Origin of the sequence: Rhodococcus sp. ARC_M12 (genome assembly GCF_022810385.1) — a bacterium.
Lineage (GTDB): Bacteria > Actinomycetota > Actinomycetes > Mycobacteriales > Mycobacteriaceae > Rhodococcoides > Rhodococcoides navarretei.
Window position 1 is genome coordinate 472,859 of record NZ_JALGQI010000001.1, and the last position, 20,612, is coordinate 493,470.

16 protein-coding genes are annotated in these 20,612 nt (G+C 65.7%); 2 read left to right on the top strand and 14 right to left on the bottom strand.

The genetic code is table 11. The annotated features are described in order from the left end of the window. Positions 1–48 precede the first annotated feature (48 nt). The gene (locus MTX35_RS02210; RefSeq protein ID WP_243593376.1) at positions 49–2,409 is read right to left on the bottom strand and encodes a Tex family protein; all 2,361 of its coding nucleotides are present in this window, start codon (positions 2,407–2,409) and stop codon (positions 49–51) included. Positions 2,410–2,477: 68 nt separating this feature from the next. Here MTX35_RS02210 and MTX35_RS02215 point away from each other — a divergent pair, with 68 nt between their 5' ends. Further along, positions 2,478–3,431, top strand: a complete 954-nt coding sequence (locus tag MTX35_RS02215; RefSeq protein ID WP_243593377.1) for a serine hydrolase — start codon at positions 2,478–2,480, stop codon at positions 3,429–3,431. Positions 3,432–3,436: 5 nt separating this feature from the next. Here the strand turns inward: MTX35_RS02215 and trmD are convergent, their stop codons facing one another. The 12 genes from trmD to ftsY all read right to left on the bottom strand — a co-directional run bounded on the left by trmD (position 3,437) and on the right by ftsY (position 16,190). Continuing rightward, the gene (gene trmD, locus MTX35_RS02220) at positions 3,437–4,117 is read right to left on the bottom strand and encodes a tRNA (guanosine(37)-N1)-methyltransferase TrmD (RefSeq protein ID WP_243593378.1); all 681 of its coding nucleotides are present in this window, start codon (positions 4,115–4,117) and stop codon (positions 3,437–3,439) included. 3 nt (positions 4,118–4,120) lie between these two features. Then, positions 4,121–4,663, bottom strand: a complete 543-nt coding sequence (gene rimM, locus MTX35_RS02225) for a ribosome maturation factor RimM (protein WP_243593379.1) — start codon at positions 4,661–4,663, stop codon at positions 4,121–4,123. Between the two features lie 14 nt (positions 4,664–4,677). After that, positions 4,678–4,920, bottom strand: a complete 243-nt coding sequence (locus tag MTX35_RS02230; RefSeq protein WP_027496687.1) for an RNA-binding protein — start codon at positions 4,918–4,920, stop codon at positions 4,678–4,680. Further along, positions 4,917–5,393 carry a 30S ribosomal protein S16 gene (gene rpsP / locus MTX35_RS02235; RefSeq protein WP_243593380.1) on the bottom strand — a complete coding sequence of 159 codons (477 nt, stop codon included), beginning with the start codon at positions 5,391–5,393 and terminating at the stop codon, positions 4,917–4,919. The genes MTX35_RS02230 and rpsP overlap by 4 nt, the downstream gene beginning before the upstream one ends. Before the next feature lie 187 nt (positions 5,394–5,580). Further along, positions 5,581–6,342 carry a CPBP family intramembrane glutamic endopeptidase gene (locus MTX35_RS02240; RefSeq protein ID WP_243593381.1) on the bottom strand — a complete coding sequence of 254 codons (762 nt, stop codon included), beginning with the start codon at positions 6,340–6,342 and terminating at the stop codon, positions 5,581–5,583. A gap of 65 nt (positions 6,343–6,407) precedes the next feature. Then, positions 6,408–7,514 (bottom strand): amidohydrolase family protein, encoded by a 1,107-nt coding sequence (locus MTX35_RS02245; protein ID WP_243593625.1) that lies wholly within the window; start codon positions 7,512–7,514, stop codon positions 6,408–6,410. A 17-nt stretch (positions 7,515–7,531) separates the two neighbouring features. Continuing rightward, positions 7,532–9,091, bottom strand: coding sequence for a signal recognition particle protein (ffh, locus tag MTX35_RS02250; protein WP_243593382.1), 1,560 nt, complete (start codon positions 9,089–9,091; stop codon positions 7,532–7,534). Between the two features lie 130 nt (positions 9,092–9,221). Then, positions 9,222–10,166: a M23 family metallopeptidase gene (locus tag MTX35_RS02255; protein WP_243593383.1), complete on the bottom strand. Its 945-nt coding sequence runs from the start codon at positions 10,164–10,166 to the stop codon at positions 9,222–9,224. Between the two features lie 202 nt (positions 10,167–10,368). Beyond that, positions 10,369–12,900 (bottom strand): [protein-PII] uridylyltransferase, encoded by a 2,532-nt coding sequence (locus tag MTX35_RS02260; protein WP_243593384.1) that lies wholly within the window; start codon positions 12,898–12,900, stop codon positions 10,369–10,371. Further along, positions 12,890–13,228 carry a P-II family nitrogen regulator gene (locus tag MTX35_RS02265; protein ID WP_019664269.1) on the bottom strand — a complete coding sequence of 113 codons (339 nt, stop codon included), beginning with the start codon at positions 13,226–13,228 and terminating at the stop codon, positions 12,890–12,892. The genes MTX35_RS02260 and MTX35_RS02265 overlap by 11 nt, the downstream gene beginning before the upstream one ends. A 72-nt stretch (positions 13,229–13,300) precedes the next feature. Continuing rightward, positions 13,301–14,590, bottom strand: coding sequence for an ammonium transporter (locus MTX35_RS02270; RefSeq protein ID WP_243593626.1), 1,290 nt, complete (start codon positions 14,588–14,590; stop codon positions 13,301–13,303). Between the two features lie 202 nt (positions 14,591–14,792). Then, entirely contained in the window at positions 14,793–16,190 is a 1,398-nt protein-coding gene (gene ftsY, locus MTX35_RS02275) for a signal recognition particle-docking protein FtsY (protein ID WP_374230215.1), read from the bottom strand. 103 nt (positions 16,191–16,293) lie between these two features. On the opposite strand from ftsY, the gene MTX35_RS02280 reads away from it, so the two are divergent. Beyond that, positions 16,294–16,926, top strand: coding sequence for a pyridoxamine 5'-phosphate oxidase family protein (locus MTX35_RS02280; RefSeq protein ID WP_243593386.1), 633 nt, complete (start codon positions 16,294–16,296; stop codon positions 16,924–16,926). Between the two features lie 16 nt (positions 16,927–16,942). Here the strand turns inward: MTX35_RS02280 and smc are convergent, their stop codons facing one another. After that, a complete protein-coding gene (gene smc, locus MTX35_RS02285; RefSeq protein WP_243593387.1) occupies positions 16,943–20,605 on the bottom strand; it encodes a chromosome segregation protein SMC in 3,663 nt (1,220 codons plus the stop codon). Positions 20,606–20,612 lie beyond the last annotated feature (7 nt).

A 20,612-nucleotide genomic window follows, 5' to 3' on the forward strand; every position in this document is an offset into this window, starting at 1 on the left:
CCTATTCGCGTTCGGCATCGCTCAGGACGGCATCGGCGAAGGAACCTCTCACTGTTTCCCGAATCCCGCCTTTCGTAGCGCGTCGGCCATCGAACCGGCTGCCGGTGCCGCCGTCGCGCCACCGGCCGTTCGGCGATCGCGTTGCGGTCGAGCACCTTGACCACGACCACCCTGGTTGCCGCCCGAGCCCCGCCCTTGGCCCTGATTTCGCGGGCGATCACCCTGCTGCCCGCGGGTGGAATCCTTGCCGCCCGGCGCACCGGGCTCGTCGTCGAGTCGCAGGCTCAGACCGATGCGCTGGCGCGGGATGTCGACCTCCATGACCTTGACGCGCACGACGTCGCCGGACTTGACGACCTCACGGGGGTCCTTGACGAAGTTGTGCGACATCGCCGAGACGTGAACGAGCCCGTCCTGGTGCACCCCGACGTCCACGAAGGCACCGAACGCCGCGACATTGGTCACGACGCCTTCGAGAGTCATACCCGGCTTCAGGTCGGCGACCTTCTCGATACCGGCGGCGAAGGTCGCGGTCTTGAACTCGGGACGCGGATCGCGTCCCGGCTTCTCGAGTTCGGAAATGATGTCCGTGACGGTGGGCAGACCGAATCGATCGTCGGCGAACTCGGCCGGATCGAGACCGCGCAGCAGCGCCGTGTTGCCGATGACCTCACGCACTCCGACACCGGCCTTGCCGACGATGCGCCGCACGACGGGGTAGGCCTCCGGGTGCACACTCGACCGGTCGAGCGGATCATCGCCCCCGGAGATGCGGAGGAATCCGGCGCACTGCTCGAATGCCTTGGGCCCCAGTCGAGGTACGTCCTTGAGTGTGCTGCGTCGCGAGAACGGACCGTTCTGGTCGCGGTGCGCCACGATGCTCTCGGCAAGAGAGCCGGCGATACCGGAGACCCTCGACAGCAACGGCACCGACGCGGTGTTGACGTCGACGCCGACGGCGTTCACCGCGTCCTCCACGACGGCACCGAGGGATCGGGCCAGCAGGGTTTCGGAAATATCGTGCTGGTACTGCCCGACGCCGATGGACTTGGGATCGATCTTGACCAGTTCGGCCAGCGGATCCTGCAACCTGCGGGCGATCGAGACGGCACCGCGGATCGAGACGTCGAGTTCGGGTAGCTCGCTCGAGGCGTACGCGGAGGCGGAGTACACCGACGCTCCGGCCTCGGACACCACCACCTTCGTCAGGTTGGCGGCAGGGAACTTGGCGATCAATTCTGCTGCCAGCGAGTCGGTTTCACGCGATGCGGTGCCGTTGCCGATGGCGATCAGTTCGACCTTGTGCTTTGCCGCGAGACCGGCGAGGGTGGCCACCGCCTGATCCCACTTGCCCTGCGGCTTGTGGGGGTAGATGGTGTCGTAGTCGACGACCTTGCCGGTGGCGTCGACGATGGCGACCTTGGTGCCGGTACGGAAGCCGGGGTCCAGGCCCATCGTGGTGCGGTTACCCGCCGGAGCGGCGAGCAGCAGGTCCTTGAGGTTGCTCGCGAACACGTCGACGGCGTCCTTCTCGGCGGACTGACGCAGGCGCATCCGGGTATCGAGGGAGACGGTGACCAGCATCTTGGTGCGCCACGCCCATCGGACGGTATCGAGGAGCCACTTGTCGGCCGGCCGTCCTCGATTCGCGATTCCGAACTTGGTGGCGATCCGACCCTCGTAGACGCTCGGCACCCCGGGGGTCGGTTCGTCACGCTCGGGCTCGAAGCCGAGCGAGAGCACCTCTTCCTTCTCGCCTCTGAGCGTGGCGAGGATGCGGTGCGAGGGCAGGCTCGTGAACGGTTCCGAGAACTCGAAGTAGTCGGAAAACTTGGCACCCTCCTCTTCCTTACCCTTGCGGACCGTCGCGACGAGCTTGCCGGACGTCCACATCAGTTCTCGCAGTTCACCTACGAGGTCCGCGTCCTCGGCGAATCGCTCGACGAGAATCGCCCGCGCCCCGTCGAGTTGCTCCTGATCGAACTGGGCCGGGTCGGTGGTGGGGTCGGAGAACAGGGCATCGGCGACGGGCTCGTGCCCTGCCTCACGCGCGATCTGAGCCTTGGTTCGGCGCTTGGGCTTGAACGGCAGATAGATGTCCTCGACGCGCGCCTTGGTGTCGGCCAGCAGCAACGACTGCTCCAGTGCGTCGTCGAGCTTGCCCTGCGAGCGAATGGACTCGATGACGGCGTCTCTGCGCTCGTCGAGCTCGCGGAGGTACCGCAGCCGCTCGTCGAGCTGGCGCAGTTGCGCGTCGTCGAGGGTGCCGGTGACTTCCTTGCGATAGCGCGCGATGAACGGGACCGTCGAACCTCCGTCGAGCAGTTCCACGGCGGCGCGAACCTGTTCTTCACGAACGTCGAGTTCTTCGGCTATGCGCTTGTTCACAGATTTCAGAGCAGTGGTCACGGCGATGGACCCTACCGCTACTGTGAGACACGTCGGTCAGCGGTTCAACGTGTGGGAGAGATGCGCGGATGGTCAGGGGCCCTCGATTCCTGGCTGCGGTCTGCGCCTGCGTGCTGTTGGCCGGCTGCTCGGCTCCCTCGGACGACCAGATCGGTGACCTCGCCTCGAAGGCGACCGCCGAGACGTCGGCATCGCCCTTTCCCGATATGAAGAAGGTCGACGGCGTTGCCCTCGGGTCTCGTATCCCGATGGCGATCGCGTCGGCCCAGGCCCGTGGTGCCGATGTGGATTTCGCTCTGCTGGATCGCCGGACAGGCTCGTACTACAGCAGCAACGCCGACCTCCAGGTCGAAACCGCGTCGGTGTCCAAACTCTTCATCGCCGACGAGGTGTTGTTCCGAGCTCAGTCGGAGAACCGCCCGGTCTCTGCCGACGAGCTGGCCGTCATGACCAGCATGTTGGAGTTGTCCGACGACAATGCCGCGTACACGCTCTGGTATCGCTACGGCTCGTCCGAGATCGTGCGCACGGTCGCGGCGCGTTACGGCTTGACCAACACCACGGCGCCCGGCGACGACCAGTGGTACAACACCGAAACCACGCCCAGCGACCTGGTCGGCTACTACGCGGGGTTGCTCAACGGCAGCGGCGGTCTGACGACTGCGTCGACGGACGTCGTGATCGGCATGCTGCGGCAATCGGCACCGATTGCCGCGGACGGCTACAAGCAACATTTCGGGATCGTCGACGGTCTGCCCGGTGAGAGCGTGCACGCTGTCAAGCAGGGCTGGATGTGCTGCGTATCCGATAGGTGGGTACATCTGTCGACCGGCACGATCGGGGTGGACAACCGCTACGTTCTTGCTCTGTCGTCTCGCGAGGACATCTTCTACGCAGACGACATGGAGCAGTATCCGGACACCGCTGTCGTCGACGTCAGCGACGACGCCAGCGCTCTGCATGCCAGGGAGACACTCACCGGCTTCGTGTCGATGCTCTTCCCCGACGGTGCCATCGGCTGAATTCGTCAGTCCTGCAGCAGGTCCGGCCGACGCTCGGCGGTCCTGGCGAGCGATTGAGCGCGGCGCCACGCAGAGATCTTCGCGTGATCGCCCGACAGCAGTATCTGCGGAACGTCGAGGTCGCGCCACTGTGCGGGACGCGTGTAACTCGGCCCTTCGAGCAGACCGTCGGAGAACGAATCCTCCTGGTGAGACTGCTGATTGCCGAGCACCCCTGGCATCAGCCGAACCACGGCCTCGGCCATGACGAGGACGGCCGCTTCGCCGCCGATGAGCACGTAGTCGCCGATGCTGACTTCCTCGACACGGACGCGGCGTGCGGCGTCGTCGAACACCCGTTGATCGATGCCTTCGTACCGACCGCAGGCGAAGACGAGGTGCTCTTCGGAGGACCACCGCTCGGCTGTGCGCTGGGTGAACGGCACGCCGGCAGGCGTCGGGACAACGAGGAGGGAGTCTTGTGTCAGGACCTCGTCGAGGGCGTCACCCCAGACGGTCGGCTTCATGACCATTCCCGGCCCGCCGCCGTAGGGCGAGTCGTCGACGGCCTTGTGCACGTCGTGAGTCCACGATCGTAGATCGTGAACCTCGACCGAGACGAGACCGCGATCGATTGCCTTGCCCAACAACGCAGTTCGGAGTGGTGTGAGGTATTCGGGGAAGATGGTGACGACGTCGAGGCGCACGATCTACTCCGGATCCAGCAGACCCTCGGGCGGGTCGATCTCGATCGTCTCGTCGGCCAGCGACACCGAGGTCACGATGGCCGCGACGAACGGCACGAGGATTTCGGCGCGGGTGGCCTCGCCGAAATCCGGACTCGGCGTGATGGAGAGCAGCTCCCCCGCTGCAGAGTGGAGGACCTCGCGGACCGTTCCCACCACGGTGCCGCCGGTCAGGATCACCGTGAGGCCTTCGAGTTCGTGGTCGTAGTACTCGTCCGGGTCGTCGGACGGCGGGAGGTCCGTGGATTCGACGACGAACAGAATGCCGCGGAGTTGGTCGGCGGCCGTCTTGTCGTCGATACCGTTCAGACGCAGCAGAAGCCGCCCGGAGTGTTCCCGGACGGCATCCACTGTGTACGAGGCCGGTGCAACGTTCGATCGGGGCTTGCGGCCCGAGAGAACGGTTCCCTCGGCGAAGCGGTCGTCGGGGTTGTCGGTGCGAACCTCGACGACGACTTCGCCTTTGATGCCGTGCGACTTCGCAACACGACCGATGACCAGCTCCATGATGTGTGCGTGACCTACTGGTCCGTGTCGACCACGTCGACGCGGATGCCGCGACCACCGATTCCCGAGACGAGTGTGCGCAGCGCCGTAGCGGTGCGACCGCCACGGCCGATGACCTTGCCCAGATCGTCGGGGTGCACGTGGACTTCCACGGTGCGGCCACGACGGCCGGTGATCATCTCGACGCGAACGTCATCGGGATTGGCGACGATGCCACGAACGAGATGTTCGACGGCATCGGCGACAACGGCACTCACTTCTCAGCAGCCTCGGCGGCCGGCGCGTCTGCCGTCTCGGTTGCTGCAGCGTCGGTGGTCTCCGCAGCGGAGTCGTCGGCCTTCGGAGCCTTCTTCTTCTTGGCGGTGGTGGCCTCACCCTGGGGCTCGGAGTCTGCCTGCGCCAGAGCGGCGTTGAACACGTCGAGCTTGGACGGCTTGGGCTCGGCTACGCGGAGAGTTCCCTCTGCGCCGGGCAGGCCCTTGAACTTCTGCCAGTCACCGGTGATCTTGAGCAGTGCCTCGACAGGCTCGGTCGGCTGTGCGCCGACGCTCAGCCAGTACTGCGCCCGCTCGGAGTTGATCTCGATGATGCTGGGGTCCTGCTTCGGCTCGTACGTGCCGATGGTCTCGATCGCACGGCCGTTACGACGGGTGCGGGCATCGGAGATGACGACGCGGTAGTGCGGGGTGCGGATCTTGCCGATACGCATGAGCTTGATCTTGACAGCCATGTTCTGGTGGAGCCTTTCGAAAGTTGGTCACGGCGCAATTCAGCGGTCCGCACGGCATGCGAACCCGGTTTTGCGTTGAAGGTTGTTGTGACCGCCGCTCGGTACGTAACCGGATGACGGGCGAACAGCTGTTCATTGTGCCAGACGGGCACCAAGATCGGTGAATCGGCCCGCAGAACCGCTCCCGTCATGCCAGCAGGATCACCAGGGCAGGGAGGGTGTTGTTCAGCGAGTGGGCCGTGGTCGACGCGACGATCGAACCGGAGCGCATTCGCGCGATGCCGATCGCGAACCCTCCCCACAGCAGCACCACGAAGCGCCACCACTCGCGGTGCCAGACCGCAAACAACACCGCGGTGATCGTCAGTACGACCCAACGATTACCCAACCAGGCCATCGGCATCGGGCGGGTGCGCTTCTCGAGCGCTCCCCACAGCATGCCGCGGAACATCGTTTCCTCGCAGATCGGCGCACCTAACCAGATCCACACCGCCAGAACAATTTTCCAGCCGATGGCCGTGTCGGTGACGTTGCCCAGCGGGGTCGGATCGTCCAACTCGATACCGGACAACAGAATCAGCGCCAGCAGGAGGCCACCGACCACCGCAACGCCACCCCACGCCAAGCCAGATCGGACGTGACCGACGAATTCGGGGGTGGACCTGGGGAGACCGAAGTCGACGACGGGGCCGTTACCCCGTGACTTCGAGATCGCCACCGCCAGCCCCGCAGCGAGCAGGCTCGGAATCATGATGCCCACCACGAAGACGGCCGAGGCGTCCGACGTCACGACGAGACCGAGCGCGAGGAATCCCACTAGGTTGAGCCCCAGCACCAGCGCCGCGGCGGGGAGCCCCCACCGTTGGCCGCTTCTGCGTTCGAGCGCGGCCTGCTCGGCCCGCCAGTAGGTTTCGGACAGTCCCGACCCCTGCTGCTGAATGTGATTCATCGGTGCCATTCCAGCCCAGCTGGGACGTGTCGGATCGGACTGTCCTGCACCGCTTCTCGGATCGGTCACCCTCGGGACGCCGATCCACTCGCCGTACGGCCGCGTCGGTCGGTCACGCGTCCGCGCAGAATCACCAGATCCGGGTTGGACAGCACATCCGGTCCCCCTCGCGGATCCTCGGAGTAGACGACGAGATCCGCGGGCGCGCCGTGCTCCAGCCCCTGGCGACCCAGCCATGACCGGGCGTCCCAGCAAGCAGCACCGAGTGCGTCGGTCGACGAGAGCCCGACGGCAGCGAGTGCGGCGACCTCGTCGGCGATGCGGCCGTGTGCGATCGAACCACCTGCGTCGGTGCCTGCGTAGATGGGAATGCCTGCATCGTGAGCTCGTCCGACGGTATCTGCAACGCGCTCGTGCAGCGCCCGCATGTGCCGTGCATAGACGGGATACCGGGTGGCGGAATCTGCGATGCCGGGAAACGTCTCGATGTTGATCAGCGTCGGTACGAGGGCGGTGCCGTGATCGACCATCATCTCGACCGTCTCGTCGGTCAGGCCGGTGCCGTGTTCGATGCAGTCGATTCCCGCCGCGATCAGTCCGGGCAGGGCATCCTCGCCGAACACGTGGGCGGTCACCCGCGCACCCTCGGCATGGGCAGCAGCGATGGCGTCGACGAGGATGGAGTCGTTCCACAGCGGACGAAGATCACCCACCGAGCGATCGATCCAGTCGCCGACGAGTTTGACCCAACCATCGCCGAATCGAGCTTGCTGAGCCACCGCCTCGGGCAGTTGCGACTCGTCCTCGATGTCGATCGCCAGACCCGGGATGTATCGCTTGGGCGACGCGATATGGCGGCCCGCTCGGATGATGCGAGGAAGGTCCTCGTACTCGTCCAGTGCCCGGGTGTCGACCGGGGACCCGGCGTCGCGCAACAGCAGTGCGCCGACGCCTCGCTCGGTCTCGGCCTGCCGGATCGACCCGGTCAGGTCGGTGTGTCCCCCGCCGTATTCGATTCCGACATGGCAGTGGGCGTCGACAAGACCAGGCAGAATCCAGCCGCCGTCGTGCAGTACTTCTGCGTCCGCAATCGATTCGGTCGACAGAACCTCGCCATCGATCCAGAGGTCGATCTCTGTCCCGTCCGGCAGTCCACGGCCCCGCACCCGCATTGCCGACACGTGCGCGCTTACTTCTTCGGCAGTTTGAGCTGCGAGAGGTCGATGCCTTCGAGCCCGGGCGGCAACTGGTCGAGACCCTTGGGCATGGACGACAGATCGGGCATTCCTGCAGGCATTCCACCCGGCATACCGGGGAATCCGCCGCGCATCTTGGGCTGCGTAGGGCCGCGGGCACCCTTCTTGCCCTTCTTGCTCTTCTTGTTGTTCCGCACCTGCTTGCGTGCGCCCGGCATACCCATTCGGCCGGCCATGGCCGACATCATCTTGCGGGCCTCGAAGAACCGATCGACCAGCTGATTGACATCGGAGACCTTCACGCCCGAACCGTTCGCGATACGCAACCGACGTGACGCGTTGATGATCTTCGGGTCGGTCCGTTCCTGGGGCGTCATGCCGCGAATGATCGCCTGAACGCGGTCGAGCTGCTTCTCGTCGACGTCGGCGAGTTCCTTCATCTGGCCGGCACCGGGCAGCATGCCCAGCAGGTTTCCGATCGGCCCCATCTTGCGGACGGCCATCATCTGCTCGAGGAAATCGTCGAGCGTGAGCTGGCCCGAGCCGATCTTGTTGGCCGTCGCCTCGGCCTGCTCGGCATCGAAGTGCTGTTCGGCCTGCTCGATCAGGCTCAGCACGTCGCCCATGCCGAGGATGCGGCTGGCCATACGATCGGGGTGGAAGACGTCGAAATCTTCGAGCTTCTCGCCGGTCGACGCGAACATGATCGGCTGGCCGGTGACCTCGCGGACGCTCAGCGCGGCACCGCCGCGAGCATCGCCGTCGAGCTTGGTGAGCACAACGCCGGTGAAGCCGACGCCGTCGCGGAACGCCTCGGCCGTGCTGACGGCGTCCTGGCCCACCATCGCGTCGAGAACGAACAGTGTCTCGTCCGGCTCGACCGCGTCACGAATTCCCGCGGCCTGGCTCATCAGCTCGGTGTCGATGCCGAGGCGACCTGCGGTGTCGACGATGACCACGTCGTACTGCTTGCTGCGAGCCTCGGCAATGCCGGCCCGGGCAACCTCGACGGGATCCGCTGCCGAGACTCCGAGTGCATTCTCGCCGCCGCCGATGGACGTGCCCGGGTGCGGCGCGAAGACCGCGGCACCGGCGCGCTCGCCCACGATCTGCAGCTGACTGACGGCACCGGGACGCTGGAGGTCGCACGCGACGAGCAGGGGGGTGTGGCCCTGGCCCTTGAGCCATTTGGCGAGCTTGCCCGCCAGCGTCGTCTTACCCGAACCCTGCAGACCGGCGAGCATGATCACCGTGGGAGGGTTCTTGGCGAAGACGAGCCTGCGAGTCTCGCCGCCGAGGATGCCGACCAGTTCCTCGTTGACGATCTTGACTACCTGCTGGGCGGGGTTGAGCGCGCCGGAGACCTCGGCACCCTTGGCCCGGACCTTGATGCGGTTGATGAATTCACGTACGACGGGCAGTGCCACGTCCGCTTCGAGCAGGGCCAGACGGATCTCACGGGCGGTGGCGTCGATATCCGCGCCGGACAGTCGACCTTTGCCACGCAGGTCCTTGAGAGTCCCGGTCAACCTGTCGGAAAGGGATTCGAACACCGATTGCACTCCTGAGCTAGCCGATCACCGAAAACGAGCCGAATCCGGCACGGTCACCAGACTAGCGTCAGCGCGCCGCGTCGGCGTTGGGGAGTTCGACAGTCGTGTCGAACACGGCGATGATGCCCGGTCAGGCGCTGATTGCGGGATCGGTCCACGTCACTGCCACGCCACGCGTCGCGAGCCACTGCGCGGGATCGACCTTGACGCCGGCCGAATCGTGTACCTCGAAGTGCAGATGCGGACCTGTCGACTGGCCACGGTTGCCCACGGTCGCGATCTGTTCACCGGCCGCCACGCGCTGGCCGACTCGGACGGAGAAGTCGTTGACGTGCCCGTAGACCGTCTCGGTCCCGTCGTCGTGCACTACCTTGACCCAGAGACCGAACCCGGCTGCAGGTCCGGCATCGGACACCGTGCCGTCGGCGGCGGCGTAGATGGGCGTCCCGATGGGTGCCGCGATGTCGAGTCCGCTGTGCTGAGTGCCCCATCTCGATCCGAAGTTGGACGTCAGCACCCCTGCCACGGGCTGCACTGTCGCCTTCTTCAGCGAGCGCAGACTCTCCAGAGGCGATGCCACTCCTGTACCCGATCCACCGAGGCCGACGTCGTCGAGCCACTGCTGGGCTGCAGCTCCCACCTCGGGGCCGAGGGCGGCCAGCGGCTCCGGAGTCGGTACCTGCGTGACGGCATCCGACGGGACTCCGGACAGATCACTCGGCGGGGCCGGAGCCAGGTCCGGTGCGGCCTGCGGCGGCGCACCGACAGGCGGCGCGAACGTCGGTAGCTCGAACTGCGGTGGCGTGAACTGGGGGAGCTCGAATCCTGCCGGCAGCAGACCCTCCGGGATCGCGAAAGGGAATCCGGCCGTGGGCGGCTCCGGCACCGGTGCCGCGCCTGCGGTACCTGCTCCCATCGTCGTGGCACCGACGACGATGGCACCGGTGGCGGCCACGATGGTGGCCGCACGCCGACCGGTCTCCTGAACGTCCTCTGCGGCGCGATGTTTGCCGCCCGATGCAGCCGATGACGTGTCGGCCGGTACGTAGATGTTCGACCGTCGGTGTGATCCCACAGTTCGTGCCTCTCGAAATATAAGAATTGGTGCCTGCACGAACGCCGAGACGCTCGAGCAGCGGAGCCGGCAGTCCGACCCGAGGGGCCCGCTGCGCCAGGTGACGAACATAACAAATCGGTATCGAGGGTAAACCCATCGGCCGATAGTTCGTGAAATGTCACCACGACATGTCGATACCCGACGTGCTTCCGACCAGCGGTCAGGTGCCCTCCGGCTTTTCCGGGGGTTTCGGCGGTTCCGGTGCCGGGACGACCGCGAGGATGGCGCGCTCGAGGTCCTCGCGAACCGCCCTGCTGTCTGCTCCCGCCAGATCGATGCAGAACGAGTCGACCACCGAGCTGCCCAGCGTCGAGACGCGGGCCCAACGGATGTCCGACCCCTGCTGTTCGATCGCACTGGCCAGCCTGCAGAGCAGACCGAGCCGATCCTCGGCTCGCAGTTCGAGTACCACCTGACCGGGTTCGTTGTCGTCGAACCACAGCACGCGAGGCGGAGCCTGGGCGTAGAGAACAGGCACTGCGGATTCCTCGCCGTCGTCCTCGACAGCTTCGGCGCGGGCGTCGCGTTCCTTGGCATCGAGCACGGCAACAAGGTCCAGTTCACCGGCCTGAGCGCGAATGATCTCCTGCCGAAGCAGGCCTGCCTGTGGCGGCGCTCCGAAGAGCGGCGCAACATCGAACGAGTTGATCGCCGACCCCTCGTGACTGCCGAGAGAGGCCGAGAGCACGCGTAACGAATGCAGAGCCAGGACTCCCGCGGCATCGGAGAGCAGTCCTGGGGTGTCGGGCGCGATGACCGTGACGACGAAGGTGTGCAAACCCTCGGTCGGCGCGATGTCGACGTGAACACCTCCTCGCGACGCGAGTTCGATGTGCGCCGGGTCGAGCGGATCCGGGGAGGGCAGGGACTCCCCCGCCATCACCAATCGGCAGCGACGCACGAGCTCGCGAATGAGCGAGGCCTTCCAGTCGCCCCACACCCCGGGTCCAGTGGCGAGCGAATCCGCCTCGGCCAGAGCATGAAGCAGCTCGAGCAGGATGGTGTCGGCACCGAGCGCGTCGACGACGGTTTGCACGGTTGCGGGATCGTCGAGGTCGCGCCGGGTTGCGGTCTCCGGCAGCAGTAGGTGGTATCTCACCATCGCTGTCAGCAGCGCCACATCGGAGGGCCACAGCCCGAGCCTGTTACCGATCTGGATTGCCAGATCGGCACCGACGACGCTGTGGTCGCCACCGCGTCCCTTGCCGATGTCGTGAATCAACGCACCGAGCACCAACAGGTCCGGTCGGGCGACACGGGTGGTCAATGCGCTTGCGTAAGCTGCAGTTTCGACCAGATGCCGATCGACCGTCCAGGTGTGCACCGCATCTCGCGGCGGCAGATCTCGAACCGCACCCCATTCCGGAATCAGCCTGCCCCACAAACCGGTTCGATCCAGTGCTTCGATCGCTGCGATGGCCTTGCGACCCGATCCGAGCAATACGAGCAGATCGTTGAGGGCTTCTTTGGGCCACGGTTCCCGAAGTTCGGGAGCGCTGTCGGAGAGCCGATTGAGGGTCGACGCAGACATCGGCATTCCGGTCTGGGCCGACGCCGCAGCGACGCGCATGATCAGACCTGGGTCCTTGTTCGGTCGAGCGTCGCGGGCGAGAACGACTTCGCCGCCGTGCTCGACGACACCCTCGTCCAGCGGCCGCCTGACCGGGACTCGACGCAATCGCGAAAGACCCCGCCTCGGAAGCGAATTGCCTGCGGTTCGCAATCCGACGTCGACCGAATAGCTGATGGTGCGGGCCGAATCGCTCAGTACGCGAGCAAGATCGAAGCGGTCACCGATGCGCAGCGCGGCACCGATCTCGTCGGCGTCCTGTGCGCGCAGTTGATCCCGTGCTCGACCGGCGACGCGATGCAGCTCGGTGCGCACATCGAGCAATCGCCCGTGAGCGAATGCCAGACCGCCACCGGGTGATTCGGGCCCGAGACCGGGCATTCCGTCGGTCAGTTGGGCAATGGACAGTGCGTCGAGCAACTGCACGTCGCGCAGTCCGCCGCGGCCGCTCTTGAGATCGGGTTCGGCACGGTGCGCGATCTCACCGCTACGCGCCCACCGCCCGCGGGTCTGCTCGATCAGCTCGTCGAATCGTCCGCGAATGCCGTTGCGCCACTGACGTCGCACGCCGCCGATGAGGAGGTTGCTCAATTCCACGTCACCGGCGATGTGACGCGCTTCGAGCATTCCGAGCGATGCCGTCATGTCGGCTGCGGCGACCTGCAAGGCCTGCGGCACCGTTCGCACGCTGTGATCGAGCTTGATGTGCGCGTCCCACAGCGGGTACCAGAGCTTGTCGGCAACGTCGGAGACGATGCGAGGTTCCAGATCGTCGTGCAGAAGAATCAGGTCCAGATCGGAGTACGGCAGCAATTCACGGCGTGCCAGTCCGCCTACTGCGACGATCGCGAACCCGGAGTCGGGCTTGATCCCGAGCTCTGCACCTTTGGTGGTCAACCAGAATTCGTGAAGATCGACCAGAGCCTGTCTGAGGGAGGGTGCATCGAGACGACGGTTGCGTGTTCCTCCGTCGAGTAGTTGTTTTCTGGCTCGAGCGAGATCCGCTGCAGCATCGCTCGTGCCCTTCGATGCGGAGCCCGTGGAGACCGAAGGCCCCGATCCTGACGCTTTCGCGCCAGAACCGGGGCCCCCGGCCCGAGACCCTTTGGGGTCAGAGTGCATCGGCGCCACGTTCTCCGGTGCGGACTCGGATGACCGAGTCGACCGGGGAAACCCAGACCTTGCCGTCACCGATCTTGCCGGTGCGTGCAGCCTCGACGATGACCTCGACGACCTTCTCCACAGCGGCGTCGTCGACTACTACCTCGACACGGACCTTCGGGACGAAGTCGACCGAGTACTCCGCACCACGGTAGACCTCGGTGTGGCCCTTCTGACGACCGTAACCCTGAACTTCACTGACGGTCATTCCGAGTACGCCGGCCTGCTCCAGCCCCGTCTTGACGTCCTCCAGGGTGAACGGTTTGACGATTGCCGTGATCAGCTTCATTTTTGCTTCCCTTCACAAGACCTCGAGTGCCCGTTGTCGTACGGTGCAGCGTTCACGTCTATCTCTACCTTGTCAGGCGAAATCATATGCAGTCTCGGCGTGCTCGGCTTCGTCGATGCCGTTCGCCTCCTCCTCGTCGGTCACACGCCAGCCGAGAGGCTTGAGGGCGAGCGCGATGACCGCGGTGACGATGGCGGTGAAGACCAGTGCGAACAACGCGATGACGATCTGCACGACGAGCTGCTTGTAGTCACCGCCGTAGAACAGGCCGGTTTCGGATGCGAGGAAGCCGATTCCGATCGTTCCCCAGAGACCTGCGACGAGGTGAACGCCCACGACGTCGAGTGAGTCGTCGTAGCCGAACTTGAACTTCAGGCCGACAGCCAGTGCGGAGAGCACACCGGCGATGACGCCGAGGATCATGGCGCCGACCGGCGTGAGTGCACCTGCGGCCGGGGTGATGGCGACGAGACCGGCGACGATGCCCGAGGCAGCGCCGAGGCTGGTGGCGTGGCCGTCACGGATGCGCTCGGTGATGAGCCAGCCCACGATGGCGGCGGCAGTGGCTGCGGTGGTGTTGACCCAGGCCACCCCGGCGATGCCGTCGGCAGCGAATGCGGAACCGGCGTTGAACCCGAACCAGCCGAACCAGAGCAGTGCTGCGCCGAGCATGACGAACGGCAGGTTGTGCGGGCGGTAGGCGACCTTGCCGAAGCCGGCACGCTTGCCGATGATGATCGCCAGAATCAGGCCTGCGATACCGGCGTTGATGTGCACCACGGTGCCACCGGCGAAGTCGATCGGAGCCACACTGGCGACGAGTCCCCCGTCACCGTCATCCGTGGTCCCGAAAATCATTGCGGCCAGACCGTTCTCGGATCCGGAGAGCAGTCCGCCGCCCCAGACCATGTGTGCCAGCGGGAAGTAGGCCAGGGTGACCCAGATACCGGCGAACGCGAGCCAGGTGCCGTACTTGACACGACCGGCGATCGAACCACTGATCAGTGCGACCGTGATGATGGCGAAGGTGACCTGGAATGCCACGTCGATGACGTTGGCGTAACCCCATGCGCCGGCGATGTAGTTACCGTCCGCATCGGTGATCGAATCCTTGAGTCCGAAGAACTCGAACGGGTTGGCGAAGACACCGCCGATGTCCTGGGTTCCGTAGGACATCGACCAGCCCCACAGGAAGTAGAAAATCGAGACGACGGCCATCGCTCCGAACGACATCATCATCATGTTCAACACGGACTTCGACTGCGACATACCGCCGTAGAAGAACGCCAAGCCCGGCGTCATCAGCAGTACCAGCGATGCTGCCATCAGCATCCACGCGGCGTTGCCGGAGTTGGCCAACATATCCTCGGGACTCACGTACACCCTCCATTCTCCTGCACACCGGTTGGCGCGCCGTTACGCAAGAAGAGTGGTTTCACGAGGTTTCATCCGTGACACTCGGGTGTTTCGGACATGTGAACGGATGACCGAATTCTGTTGCTAAAAGGTTTCGTGCTGGCGTTTGTGCTTTTTCCCCGGTTCGTGGGCCACCCGCCGGGAGACGTCAGCCCAACAGAGCATCGACGAAAGCGCCCGGCTCGAACGGAGCCAAATCGTCGGCACCTTCACCGAGCCCGACGAGCTTGACGGGCACCCCGAGTTCGCGCTGCACCTGAAAAACGATGCCACCCTTCGCGGTTCCGTCGAGCTTGGTCAGCACGACCCCCGTGATGTTCACGATCTCGGCGAACACCCGGGCCTGTGTCAGTCCGTTCTGGCCGACGGTTGCGTCGAGAACGAGCAGAACGTCGTCGACGTGGGCCCGCTTCTCGATGACTCGCTTGACCTTGCTCAGTTCGTCCATCAGACCCGATTTGGTGTGCAACCGTCCCGCGGTGTCGATCAGAACCACATCGACGCCGTTCTCGATCCCCTTGCTCACCGCGTCGAAGGCGACAGCGGCCGGATCTGCGGCCTCCTTGCCGCGCACCACCTCGGCACCCACTCGCTCGGCCCAGGTCTGCAGCTGATCGGCCGCAGCGGCGCGGAACGTGTCGGCGGCACCGAGCACCACCCGCCGCCCGTCCGCGACCAGCACGCGAGCCAGCTTGCCGGTGGTCGTGGTCTTGCCGGTGCCGTTGACCCCGACCACCAGCAACACGGCCGGCGTGCCCTCGTGCGGCAGCGCACGAATCGACCGATCGAACTCGGGGTGCAGCTGGGCCACGAGAATCTCGCGCAACAGGGCTCTGGCATCGGCCTCGGTGCGAATACTGCGCGCGGCCATCTGCTCACGCAGGGTCCGCATGATCTCCGCAGTCGTAGCCGATCCGATGTCGGCGATCAGCAGGGTGTCCTCGACCTCTTCCCAGGAATCCTCGTCCAGGTCACCGCCGCCGAGCAATCCGAGCAAGCTCTTGCCCACCGCGGACTGAGACCGCGCCAGGCGGCCGCGAAGACGATCCAGCCGACCCTCGGTCGGATCGATGGTGTCGAGTGCTCGAGGCGCGGGATCAGCCGTCTCGGGGGCGGTCGGCTCGGCGACCGGCTCCTCCGACACTGCAGGCTCGGGTTCGAGCACCTCCGGATCGATCCGAACGGGGTCCGATTCGACAGGTTCGGGTGTGGCCACCACCGGCGGCGGCTCGATCGGCGTGGTCTCGCCGGGGACGTCCTCGACCGGCTCGATCTCGGCAGGCTTCGGCTCGGCAGGCTTCGGCTCGGCGGGCCTGGGGGCCTTCGGGACGACGGGCTCGGCTGTTGCCGTTCCTTGGCTGAACGAGAAACCGCTGCCCGCGGTGTACCCACCGGATCTGTCCTTGGTGGCCGCGTCCTCGATCCGCGCCGCCTCGTCCGACTTGAGCGACACTCTCCGTCGGCGGGAGAGCACCAGCCCGACGACGAGAACGACCAGTAGGACAGCGGCGATCGCCGCGACGATGATCCACGCTTGGTTACTCACGTACCCCATCCTGTCAGGCGTTCACGGCCGTTCGTCACCGGTGGTGCTCCGCCCGAGAAAAGCACTGTCCCTCACCCGAGCCGTGTCGATAGCATCGACGCCCATGGAGTGGACCACGGTGCGCGACGCCGCCGAACTGACCGAGATGTTCGGAGAGCCGAGCTTTCGAGCCGCGAACAAGGACCGCAGCACACTGCACCCGCTGGACGTGCAATGGCTCGCTGCCTCGCCTTTCTGCTTGCTGGGTACTTCGGACGCAAGCGGACGATGCGACGTCTCCCCCAAAGGTGACCCGCCCGGCAGCCTGGTGCACGTCCTCGACGACGCCACGATCGCTCTCGCCGAACGCCCCGGCAACCGCCGGATGGACGGCTATCGCAACATTTTGGAGAACCCGTTCGTCGGGCTGAACTTCTTCGTCCCCGGTCGCGGCGACACCCTCCGAATCAACGGCCGAGCCTCCCTGGTCACCGACGCCCCGTTCTTCGACGAACTTCAGGTCAAGGGGCATCGCCCGATCATGTGCCTCGTCGTCGACATCGAGCAGGTCTTCCACCACTGCGCCAAGGCGTTCATGCGGTCCAAGTTGTGGCAGCCGGAGACGTGGGATGCGGAGTCCATTCCCGATGTCGCGTCCCTGACGAAGGCGCTGATTCCGCAGGCCCCCGAGACCGTCGAGGAGCTGCGCGAGTACTACGGGCCGTCCTACGCCGAGCAGCTCTACCCGAAGCAGTAGCTCAGCAGCTCGAACCTCAGCTGTCGGATTCGGCGGCAGGTGCCGCATCCGGCTCGATCGCATCCGGCCCGGTCGCGTCCACTGCGACGCGTTCTCGGTTCAACCGCTGCGAGATGACCGTGGTGATGCCGTCGCCGCGCATGCTGACGCCGTACAGCGCGTCGGCCACTTCCATCGTCGGTTTCTGGTGCGTGATGACGATCAACTGCGACTTCTCCCGGAGCTGCTCGAACAGGCCGATCAGTCGACGCAGGTTGGTGTCGTCCAGTGCAGCCTCGACCTCGTCCATGACGTAGAACGGTGACGGGCGGGCGCGGAAGATGGCGACCAACATCGCCACCGCGGTCAGCGATTTCTCGCCTCCGGAGAGCAGCGAGAGCCGCTTGACCTTCTTACCGGGTGGCCGCGCCTCGACCTCGATTCCGGTGGTGAGCATGTCCGACGGGTCCGTCAGAATCAGCCGGCCTTCGCCGCCGGGAAAGAGTTTGGCGAACACTCCGGTGAATTCTCTTTCGACGTCCAGCCAGGCCTCGGTGAAGACCTGCAGGATGCGCTCGTCGACGTCGGCGACCACGCCGAGCAGGTCCTTGCGCGCGGATTTGACGTCTTCGAGCTGAGTGGACAGGAAGTTGTAGCGCTCCTCGAGGGCCGCGAACTCCTCCAGGGCGAGCGGGTTCACCTTGCCGAGGGTGGCGAGGTCACGCTCGGCGCGTTTGGCGCGCTGCTCCTGCGCCGCTCGATCGAACGGCATCGGGGCCGGTGCCACCACCTGCTCGCCCCGCTCCTTCGCCGCTTCGTACTCCGCCATCTCGAGTTCGGTGGGAGGCAGCGCCACATCGGGCCCGTACTCGGCCACCAGGTCGTCGAGGCCGATGCCGTGTTGCTCGAGAATCGTCGTCTCGAGTTGTTCGATCCGCAGCGCTGCCTGTGCGCGGGCCACCTCGTCCCGGTGCACGGCGTCGGTGATCGACGCCAGCTGCCCCTGCAGAGCTCGAACCTGCTCCTTCACTTTGTCGAGTTCGATTGTGCGCGTTGTTCGTTCGGCGGAGAGCTCGTCACGCCTACGGGCAGCAGCAGCAACGACCGTGGCCAACCGCGCGGCGACTTCTTCACCCGATTCTCCGACGGCCGCTGCCACTGCGGCCGCATGCCGGCGCGCTGCGCTCTCGCGTTCGGCTCGAGCTCTGGCCTCACGTTCGGCTCGCGCCGCACGTCGAAGCGAATCCGCCCGGCCTCGCACGGACTGTGCGCGCTCTTCTGCGGTCCGCACGTTCAGCCGGGCTTCGACCTCCACTGCGCGCACTTCGGTGAGCGCAGCTGCTGCCATCTCCCGTTCCATGGTGATTGCTGCATCACCGTCTTCGCCCTCTCCCGCGAAACCGGACTGTTCGTTCTCCGCCGTCCGCACGCTCTCCTCCAGCTCGGCCAGCCGCTCGATCGCTTCTTCGCGACTCGCTTCGGCAGAGCTACGCTGCGTGGACAATCGCGCGGACTCCGCATGCGCCGAGCGTGCGAGCTGACCCAACCGGCCCAACTGCTCGTACACCGCGGCCATCGCGGCATCGGATTCGTTCAGCGCTGCGAGCGCTTGTTCAGCCGATTCGCGCCGGTCACGCTGCTCCTCCAATGCTCCCGAGAGTGCTGCATCGAGCTCCTCGGAACGGCGCACGGCCGCAGCCAACTCGACCGTCGACGTATCGATCGCCGACTGAACTTCGAGAGTGCTGGGTCGACGGTCCGAGCCGCCGGTGACCCAGCCGGGTTCGACGACATCGCCGTCCTTGGTCACCGCGCGAAGCTCACCGGCGTCCGAGACGAGCCGGTGCGCTGCATCGAGCGAATCGACGGCCACCACGCCGTCGAGCAATGCCTCCATCGCCCCTGCCAGCCGATTCGGATACTCGATCAAGTCGAGAATCCACCGAGCGCCACTCGGGAGGTCTGGACGTCGAACCGATTGTGCTGCAACGACACTGCCGTGCACGATGGACGCGCGGCCGCCGTCGGCCGCACGCAGAGCGAGCACGGCATCACGCGCGGCATCGAACGATTCGGCGTGTGCGGCATCGGCAGCCGGACCCATGGCCACTGCCACCGCGATCTCGTATCCCGGTTCGACCGTGAGGTGGCCTGCGAGGAGACCCGACAGACCGTCCTGCTGGTTCTCCACCAGCCACCCGGCACCGTCCTTGCGTTCGAGGCCCATCGTGAGCGCTTCGATCCTGGCCTCGAACGACGCCACCTTCTTGCCCGCGATGCGTTCTTCGGCCTCCAGTTCGGTCACTCGGGCGTCGGCATGTCGAAGCGCGGCGACGGCTCGTTCGTAATTGGTGTCGAGGCTCAGTTCACTCGCATCGAGGGTGCCGATCTGATCCTGCACACTCTCGAACTCACGCTGAGCCGATTCGCCCCGCTCTCGGGCCTCGTCGATGGCCACCGACAAGCGCTCCACCTCCGCGTCGATCGACTCGACCTTGGTTCGGAAGGTGTCGACCCGGCCGGACAGGCGCGCGAAACCCTCGCGGCGGTCGGCCACTGCGCGCACCGCGGCGAGGTGGGCACGCTCGGCGGCCGCAGCAGCCGCTTCGCGCTCGGCCAGCTGCTCACGTGCCGCCTCGAGGGTTTCGCGCGCCATCTCGACGGCCTCGACGAGTTCCATCTCTTCCTCGGCGACTCGTTCGGCCTGCGCTTCGAGCTCGTCCGGATCCTGTCCGCGACCGGTGCTCTGAACGGCGTCGAGATGCCGAGCGCGTTCGTGCGCGATACGCACCGTCGCATTCACGCGTTCGGCCAAGGCGGAGAGGCGAAACCACGTCTGCCCGGCCGCCTCGGCGCTGGGGGTCAAACGGGCGACGGCCTGCTCGTGTTCTCCGAGCGCAACGGTCCCGGCTTCGAGTGCGTCCTGCACCATCGCGTACTGCTCGCGCGCCGCTTGCTCGTCCTGGGTCTGATTCGCGAATTCCTCGCGTCTGGCCACCAGATCGTCGGCCACCAGTCGCAACCGGGCATCGCGCAGGTCGGCCTGGACGGTCTGCGCACGACGCGCAACCTCGGCTTGCCTACCGAGAGGCTTGAGTTGACGGCGCAATTCGGTCGTGAGGTCCGTCAGCCGCGCCAGATTGGCCTGCATCGCGTCGAGCTTGCGGACGGCTTTTTCCTTGCGCTTGCGGTGCTTGAGCACCCCGGCTGCTTCTTCGATGAAGGCTCGGCGGTCCTCGGGGCGCGATTCCAGGATCGCTGCGAGTCGGCCCTGGCCCACGATCACGTGCATCTCGCGGCCGATACCGGAGTCGCTGAGCAGTTCCTGGACGTCCATCAAACGGCACGAGCTGCCGTTGATCTCGTACTCACCGGCACCATCGCGGAACATACGCCGGGTGATCGAGACCTCGGAGTAGTCGATCGGCAACGCGCCGTCCGAATTGTCGATGGTCAGAGTCACCTCGGCTCGGCCGAGCGGGGCTCGACCCGACGTGCCGGCAAAGATGACGTCTTCCATCTTCCCGCCGCGCAACGCTTTGGCACCCTGTTCACCCATCACCCAGGTCAGGGCATCCACGACATTGGATTTGCCGGAGCCGTTGGGACCGACGACACAGGTAATTCCGGGCTCGAAACGAAGAGTCGTCGCCGAAGCAAAGGACTTGAAGCCCTTCAGCGTCAGACTCTTGAGATACATAGCGTCC